General features: G+C 63.8%; 4 protein-coding genes and 1 pseudogene. 3 read left to right on the top strand and 2 right to left on the bottom strand.

Going from position 1 to position 6000, the window contains the following annotated elements:
• Positions 1-125 precede the first annotated feature (125 nt).
• On the top strand, positions 126-821 hold the full coding sequence (locus E8A46_RS28310) for a L,D-transpeptidase (RefSeq protein ID WP_291568209.1): 696 nt from the start codon (positions 126-128) through the stop codon (positions 819-821).
• Between the two features lie 134 nt (positions 822-955).
• Here E8A46_RS28310 and E8A46_RS28305 read toward each other — a convergent pair.
• Positions 956-1927: pseudogene (locus tag E8A46_RS28305) on the bottom strand (extensin family protein); the annotation flags it as partial.
• 55 nt (positions 1928-1982) lie between these two features.
• On the opposite strand from E8A46_RS28305, the gene E8A46_RS28300 reads away from it, so the two are divergent.
• Both E8A46_RS28300 and E8A46_RS28295 read left to right on the top strand, forming a co-directional pair.
• Positions 1983-3611, top strand: coding sequence for a fatty-acid--CoA ligase (locus E8A46_RS28300; RefSeq protein WP_291568203.1), 1629 nt, complete (start codon positions 1983-1985; stop codon positions 3609-3611).
• A gap of 339 nt (positions 3612-3950) precedes the next feature.
• A complete protein-coding gene (locus E8A46_RS28295) occupies positions 3951-4805 on the top strand; it encodes a DUF1499 domain-containing protein (protein ID WP_291568201.1) in 855 nt (284 codons plus the stop codon).
• A gap of 169 nt (positions 4806-4974) precedes the next feature.
• Here the strand turns inward: E8A46_RS28295 and E8A46_RS28290 are convergent, their stop codons facing one another.
• Complete coding sequence (locus E8A46_RS28290; RefSeq protein ID WP_291568198.1) at positions 4975-5898, bottom strand: MBL fold metallo-hydrolase; 924 nt, start codon at positions 5896-5898, stop codon at positions 4975-4977.
• Between the last annotated feature and the right edge of the window lie 102 nt (positions 5899-6000).

The raw sequence follows: 6000 nt of genomic DNA, 5'->3' as shown, positions 1-6000 counted from the left end.
TCGCGGGACAAGCATCTAAGCGCTGGAATTATTGCCAATTTCGGCGATAATGCGGCTAACAGAATCGTGGCGTTTGAGGCGCAATGTGGCGCCGCGTACGCAAGGCCTTCGATTGGACCTACATCATGTCGTCGCTAACACTAAGATTGGCTGTTCTGGCTGCCGGCCTGATGTTGTCGGGCTGCATGGAAACGGCAAACTATGAGGCGACCAATTCCAGCGCCTTCAAGCCGCGCGACAAGGAATTGCTGGCGAAGGTCCGTTACGAGAACGTGCAGCCCGGGGAAAGCTACCGCCGTGCGATCGTCGAGTATCACCGCAAGGAAGCGCCCGGCTCGATCGTGGTCGATTCCGACAACCACTACCTCTATCTCGTGCAGAACGACGGCAAGGCGATCCGCTACGGCATCACCGTTGGCGAGGAAGCCATGGCGTGGTCAGGCATCGCGAAGATCGGCAGCATGGCCGAATGGCCGCCCTGGCATCCGACCAAGAGCGAGATCGAGCGTCTCGGCGTTCCCACTTTCGTGGCGCCGGGTCCGGACAATCCGATGGGTTCGCGCGCGCTCTATCTCTATTCGGGCGGCAAGGACACCCTGTTCCGGATTCACGGCACCAACCAGCCGGAATATATCGGTCAGTCGATTTCCTCCGGCTGCATCCGGATGACGAACGAGGACGTGATCGATCTGTACAACCGGGTGAAGATGGGCACCATCGTCGTCGTGCTCGCCCCGCACCATGGCGACACGCCGCTTGGATCCGGTTCGCAGATGGCGCTCGGCGGTGGTACCACCAGCATCGGGCCGGTGACGCAGTAAACCAGTTGCTCGGTTCGTCGAGAACAAAAGCGCCGGTTTCACCGGCGCTTTTTCGTTGGCGGGTTGTTGGCTGGCGCCTTGTCGGTTGGCGACTTGCCGCCGCCGCTATCCGGCGCGACGCCGTCTGGTTTGGCGGCGTCGGGTGTGGCGGCGAGCTGGCGCGACGGCGCGTCGTCCGGGCGCTCGGCGGGCAATAGCGGCGCGGTATGCGGCAGCGGGTCCCATACGTTCCACTGGCAGATCTTGTAGTCGTTATGCCGTTCCATCAGGTCGAGATGGATATGGTCCTCGTGGTACCAGTCCGAGCCGGGCCCCAGCACGGTTGCAAACCGTGCGCACACTGAATGCAGTACGCTCTCGCGCAACTCGCGCGGCACCGTGCGGTCGGTCAGCGAAATCGATCGGCCATCGGCGAGCTTGACGGAGCGAACGTCGAGCGCATTGGCGCGGCCATGTTCGGACAAGGCGGCGCCGGCGACGCGGTTGCGGCCGCGGCATTCGAACGAGTCGAAATTGTCGAGGTCGGTGATGACGCTGCCGAGGCTCCTTGCCAGTGGCGCCATGTCGGTGCGGATCCAGTCGGCGACCGCCGACGCCATGGTGCAGCGGAGGATCGCCGCCGGCTTGACCGCGACCCGGCCCTTGTCGGGCAGCACCACGGCTTCCAGCCGCACCAGGTCTTCTCCACCGCAGCCGCCGGCGCCATGGATATCGGGAATGCTGGGGGCGATGGCAATCGCCTCTGACAGCGCCAGCCGGCAGGCCGAGGGCTGGGGCGCCGGCGCAGCCTGCTCGGCCGGCTTATCAGCCTCGGCGGGGGTCTGTTTTGCAACGGCGGGCTTTTCTGGTTGGGCCACCGGCGCATCCGCGGGACGCGGCTTCGGCAGGGGTATGGATACCCTGAGCACGGCCCGGCGCTGCTTAGGCCTGTTATCCCCGAACAGGATGCTCCATGGTGCCTGAGCGGACCGACGCGCCGCGGCGGCGGAATCGGGTTGCCCACAGAGCATCAGCAGTGCCGCCACGGCGGCAATGGTTGCCGTTTCGCCGCAGCGCAAGCCGCGACAAGGCCATTTGCGGCACGCATTCGACGCGCTAAACTTCATGGCAATTCCGTGAAAAATCGCGGCAAGCGATCGCAACTTGAGGAGGGACTTCCGTATGCGTGGGTTGATGCAAGACTGGCCTTTGCTGTGTCACCGTATTCTCGAACATGCGGCGACCATCCATGGAACACAGGAGGTCGTCACACGCTCGGTCGAAGGCCCCATCCACCGCACCAACTATGCCGAAATCCACAAGCGCGCGCTGAAGATCTCGCAGCGCCTCGACCGCGACGGCATCAAGCTCGGCGACCGCGTCGCCACCATTGCCTGGAACACCTGGCGCCATCTCGAGGCATGGTATGGCATCATGGGCATCGGCGCGATCTGCCATACCGTCAACCCGCGACTGTTTCCCGATCAGATCGCCTGGATCATCAACCACGCCGAAGACCGCGTGGTGATGACCGATATCACCTTTGTGCCGATCCTGGAAAAAATCGCCGACCGGCTTCCCAGCGTCGAACGCTATATCGTCTTCACCGACAAGGCACATATGCCGCAGACCACGCTGAAGAACGCGGTCGCCTATGAGGACTGGATCGCGGAGGCCGACGGCGATTTCAAGTGGAAGACCTTCGACGAAAATACCGCGGCCGCGATGTGCTACACCTCTGGAACCACGGGCGATCCCAAGGGCGTGTTGTATTCGCATCGTTCCAACGTGCTGCATGCGCTGATGGCCAACACCGGCGATTCCCTTGGCGCAGGCGCGGGCGACACGATGCTGCCGGTGGTTCCGCTGTTCCATGCCAACAGCTGGGGCATCGCCTTCTCGGCCCCCTCGATGGGCACCAAGCTGGTGCTGCCCGGCGCTAAGCTCGACGGCGCCTCGGTCTTCGAACTGCTGGAGACCGAGAAGGTGACCCACACCGCCGGCGTTCCGACGGTGTGGCTGATGCTGCTCAATCATATGGCCGCCAACAAAGTGAAGCTGCCTCACCTGCGAATGGTGGTGTGCGGCGGCTCGGCGATGCCGCGCTCGATGATCAAGGCGTTCGTCGACATGGGCGTGGCGACGCGCCACGCCTGGGGCATGACCGAGATGAGCCCGATCGGCACCCTTGCAGCGCTGAAGCCTCCCTTCACCGAACTCACCGGCGAGGCCCGGCTCGACATCCTGCAGACCCAGGGCTACCCGCCGTTCGGCGTCCAGATGAAGATCACCGACGATGCCGGCAAGGAACTGCCGTGGGACGGCAAGACGTTCGGCCGCCTGAAAGTCGCAGGGCCGGCGGTATCGAAGGCCTATTTCCGGGTCGATGCCAGCATCCTCGACCAGGACGGCTTTTTCGACACCGGCGACGTCGCCACCATCGACCCGTACGGCTACATGCGGATTACCGACCGCTCCAAGGATGTGATCAAATCCGGCGGCGAGTGGATTTCGTCGATCGATCTGGAAAATCTGGCGGTCGGCCACCCGGCGGTCGCCGAAGCTGCCGTGATCGGCGTCCACCATCCCAAATGGGACGAACGTCCGCTCCTGATCGTGCAGCTGAAGCAGGGTCAGCAGGCAACGCGCGAGGACATCCTGAAATACATGGATGGCAAGATCGCCAAATGGTGGATGCCGGATGACATCCAGTTCGTCGACGCCATTCCCCACACCGCGACGGGCAAGATCCTGAAGACCGCGCTACGCGACCAGTTCAAGACCTACAGTTTCCCGAACGCGGCGGCGTGAGCTCCTAACCTCTCCCCGCTCGCGGGGAGAGGTTAGATCGCCTCGGCGATGCCAACGGGTCGCGCGAATGCGCGCCCGATGACAGGCTCCGCATCGTCCGGTGCGATCCGGCTGAGGGGCTACCGCGCTGGCTTCAACTTCGGAACTTGCCGATACAGCCCCTCACCCCGGCCCTCTAAGAGAGAGCTTCGCTCGTCTCGCCCCCGCAACCGCGGGGCAAGGGAGATCTACGCCGCCCAAATTCCCTTGAATTTGACGCAAGTCCGTGGTCTCAAACGGGCAGTTTGAGAGCCTGGCCCAATTGGGCCGGCAAGATTCCAGCCTGGCAGAATTGAAGCGATGACCCGCAGGTTTTCTGCTCCCTATCAATCGGAGCCCGTGTCGAGCCTCGCGTCCTGGGCGCGCAATCTGGCGGTATTTTCGGTGGTCGCGGTGCTGGTCTCGATCATCATCGTCCGCTTCGGCTTCCTCGAAATGAAACCGGCATTGGCGACCTTCTTCGGCGCGCTGGCCTGCGCCGGCCTTTCGATTCTGGTCGGCCTCGCCGGCGCGGCCGCGATCTGGCAAAACGGCTCGCGCGGCATGAGCCGCATCCTGCTGGCATTCTTCATCGACGTCGTGATGTTGGCCTATCCCGCCTATCTCGGCCTGCAATACCGCAAATTGCCGCCGATCCACGACATCACCACCGATCCGATCGACCCGCCGCGCTTCGAAGCGCTGGCGCGGCTGCGCACCGGCGACGGCACCAACACCGCCGTCTATGCCGGATTGTATTCGGCCGAACAGCAGCGGATCGCCTATCCGGACATCGAGACCGTCGAACTCGAGGTCCCGGTGCAGCGGGCCTACGAGATCACGCTGCAACTGGTCACCAAGCGCAAATGGCTGGTGATCGACGAGCGCGCGCCGCAGCCGCCGCGCCGAATCGGCCGCATCGAAGCGGTGGCGCGCACCCCGATCATGGGTTTCCGCGAGGACGTGTCGATCCGCGTCACGCCCGACGGCGAGGATTCCCGCGTCGATATCCGTTCCTCGTCCCGCTATTTCGAGAGTGACCTCGGCAGCAACGCCGCGCGCGTCCGCAAGCTGACCGACGACATCAACAACGCGGTCGACAACGCGAGCCTCAAGCCGGCAGTCAAGAAGCCACCGCTGCCCGCCAAGGTTCCGCCGAAGGTCGTGAAGAAGTGACGTCTTCGTCATTCCGGGATGGTCCGAAGGACCAGACCCGGAATCTCGCGCGGCAATTTCTGGATTCCGGGTCTGCGCCAACCAAGTCGGCTGTTGCCGACTTGGCTATTGATATTTGCCGAACTCGGGTATATCCGAGTCCGGTCGGCGCATCCCGGAATGACGTTTGCTAGGAAGCCGCCAACCGATAGCTCCCCCCGATCACCGGGTCGCCGTCGGTCGCCACGATCCCTCGCCCGACCAGATCCTCCAGATGCGCCAGCACCGAATAGCCGGCAGCCCCCGTCAGCCGCGGATCGATGCCGATGTAGATCGCGCGCACGATGGTGGGAATATCCGCTTCCCCCTTTGCAAGGCGGTGCAGAATCGAGGCCTCACGCGCCTGACGGTGGCGGATCAGAAACCGCACATAGCGCGGACCTTCCGGGATTTCAGGGCCGTGGCCCGAGAAGTACAAATCCTCATTCCGGCCCGTGAGCTTTTCCAGCGAGGCCATGTAGTCGATCATCGATCCGTCCGGGGGTGCCACGATCGAGGTCGACCAGCCCATCACATGATCGCCGACAAAAAGCATTTTTCGCTCCGGCCAGGCAAACGCCAGATGATTGGCGGTGTGACCCGGGGTCGCGACCGCCTCGAGTTCCCACCCCGCCCCCTCGACGGTCTCGCCGTCGCGCACCTCGATGTCCGGCCTGAAGTCGCGGTCGGCACCCGATTCCGGATTATGCTTCTCGCTCTCAAAGCGCGGCCGCGACGCCCGGTGCGGCCCCTCGGCATAGACGGCAGCGCCGGTTGCCGCCTTGATCCGCGCGGTGTTCATCGAGTGGTCGCGGTGGGTGTGGGTGACCAGGATATGCGTCACGGTTTCGCCGCGCACGGCATCGAGCAGCGCCTGCGCATGGGCTTCGCTGTCGGGGCCGGGATCGATGATGGCGACCTTGCCCTGGCCGACGATGTAGCTCACCGTGCCGGTGAAGGTGAACGGGCTCGGATTGTTGCAGAGAATCCGCCGCACCGCGGGCCGCACTTCATCGACGACGCCTGGCTCGAGCTGAAAGTTGCGGTTGAAGGGGACGTCGTCGTTGTCGGCCATGGAATTCCTACGTGGCATCGTTGGCGAGTCCCGCGGAACAGCCGCGGTCGTCATACCCCGCGAAAGCGGAGTATCCAGTAATCGCTGGCAGCAGAGACAAGC

The organism is Bradyrhizobium sp. (genome assembly GCF_004799445.1).
GTDB lineage: Bacteria > Pseudomonadota > Alphaproteobacteria > Rhizobiales > Xanthobacteraceae > Bradyrhizobium.
Note: the sequence above shows the minus strand (reverse complement) of the source record. Positions and strands in the feature narration are given on the sequence as shown.

What these genes read in the sequence shown, in the direction of transcription:
- E8A46_RS28310 (WP_291568209.1), top strand. Translation starts at nt 126, where the DNA reads ATGTCGTCGCTAACACTAAGATTGGCTGTTCTGGCTGCCGGCCTGATG.
- E8A46_RS28295 (WP_291568201.1), top strand. Translation starts at nt 3,951, where the DNA reads ATGACCCGCAGGTTTTCTGCTCCCTATCAATCGGAGCCCGTGTCGAGC.
- E8A46_RS28300 (WP_291568203.1), top strand. Translation starts at nt 1,983, where the DNA reads ATGCGTGGGTTGATGCAAGACTGGCCTTTGCTGTGTCACCGTATTCTC.
- E8A46_RS28290 (WP_291568198.1), bottom strand. Translation starts at nt 5,898, where the DNA reads ATGGCCGACAACGACGACGTCCCCTTCAACCGCAACTTTCAGCTCGAG.